The sequence below is a fragment of the Hyphomonas sp. UBA3601 genome (assembly GCF_002375605.1).
In the GTDB taxonomy this organism is placed as follows: Bacteria; Pseudomonadota; Alphaproteobacteria; order Caulobacterales; family Hyphomonadaceae; genus Hyphomonas.
In genome coordinates, this window is sequence record NZ_DFME01000117.1 from 16,555 (window position 1) to 18,204 (window position 1,650).

Annotated in this window: 2 protein-coding genes; both read left to right on the forward strand. The window is 57.4% G+C overall.

Annotated features, from left to right (window positions below; genetic code table 11):
• Positions 1 to 401, forward strand: a 401-nt coding sequence (locus B4F73_RS12335) for an acyl-CoA dehydrogenase family protein (protein ID WP_290483409.1), incomplete at its 5' end; no start/stop codon positions are given.
• Between the two features lie 6 nt (positions 402 to 407).
• The gene (locus tag B4F73_RS12340) at positions 408 to 1,514 is read left to right on the forward strand and encodes a CaiB/BaiF CoA transferase family protein (RefSeq protein WP_034763804.1); all 1,107 of its coding nucleotides are present in this window, start codon (positions 408 to 410) and stop codon (positions 1,512 to 1,514) included.
• Positions 1,515 to 1,650 lie beyond the last annotated feature (136 nt).

Below are 1,650 nucleotides of genomic sequence, written 5' to 3' on the forward strand. Positions count from 1 at the left end.
GCATGGCGCGGCGCGCGCTTGATGAGTCAATAAAATATGCAATCGACCGTTCGCAGCATGGCAAACCAATTGCCGGCCACCAGCTCATTGCAGAAAAGTTAGCTGTAATGGCCACAGAGATCGATGCAGCGCGCCTGTTGTCTTTGCGCGCAGCGGGCATGATTGACGCCGGACAGCGCTGCGACAAGGAGTGCGCAATGGCAAAATGGTACGGTACCGAAATCGCTGTCAGTGCAACGCGCCAGGCAGTACAGATTCACGGCGGTAATGGCGTCACGAAGGAGTTCATTGTCGAGCGCCTCGCCCGCGAAGCGATGATCGCACCCATTCCGGATGGAACGACGGAGATCCAGAAACTCCTTATCGGGCGGAGCCTGACGGGCGTCTCGGCGTTCAGGTGACGTCCCGTGTCTAAAGGACCTCTGCAGGGCATTCGGATTGTCGAAATCGAGGGCATTGGGCCGGCGCCCTTTTGTGGCATGCATCTGGCCGATCTGGGCGCGGATGTCGTTCTCATAGAGCGAAAGACCAAGGGCTCCGATCCGGGATCGACTTTGCCTGTCGGCATTCTGAAAAGAGGCAAGCGCTCGATCGCTCTGGACCTGAAAGACTCTGAAGACCGCGCGGTCGCGCTGGATCTGATTGCGACGGCGGACGCCCTGATCGAGGGCATGCGGCCGGGAGTGATGGAACGCCTGGGCCTTGGTCCGGAAGTTTGTCTGGGGCGGAACCCACAGCTTGTCTTTGGTCGCATGACGGGCTGGGGGCAGGCGGGACCGCTCGCCCAGGCGGCTGGACATGATATCAATTATGTATCCGTCAGTTCAGCTGCCTGGTTTGCAAGCCCAACTGGAACGCGATCACTGCCGCCACCAGGCTTGATCGGGGACATTGGCGGCGGTGCGAACTATCTGACGATTGGCATTCTCGCGGGCATTCTAAAGGCCAGGGCCACCGGTGAGGGCGATGTGATTGATGCAGCGATTGTCGATGGGTCGGCGCATATGATGAACCTCATCTTCGATTTGCTGCCCAGCGGCATGATGCAAGCCGAGCGCGGGCGCGGCTTTCTGGATGATTCCCCTTGGTACAGTTCCTATCGCTGTGCAGACGGGCGTGACATCACGCTTGGCGCGCTAGAACCGAAATTTTACGCAGAACTTCTACAGCGCCTCGGTCTTGCAGGCGATCCCGACTTCGAAGACCAGTATGATCGTGATAGCTGGTCGAAGCAGTCAGAGAAGTTTCGTGCTCTTTTCGCAACCGAACCATCTGCATACTGGCAAGACTTACTAGAGGGGACCGATGCATGCTTTGGCCTTGTGGAAAGTCCGATCAGTGCACCTTTGCACCCTCATAATCTGGCGCGCGGAATCTTTGAAAACAGCCAGGGTTATGTTCAGGCTGTTCCGGCCCCGCGTTTCCAATCGAACGTGCAGGCAATCCCCGGTCCAGCACCTGAGCATGGTCAGCACCAGCAAGAGCTGCTCAAGGAGTTGAAAACCCGCAACTAGATCCGTTGCAAGTAGGTGTCCCAGGCTTTGTCGCTGGCACAAAATGACGGAACATTGGCGTTGCGCGGGGCTTGAGAAACTTCGCCGTTCCAGTGCAATCTTGCTTGGTATGAGAAAAAATCCAGAACCTCATCCA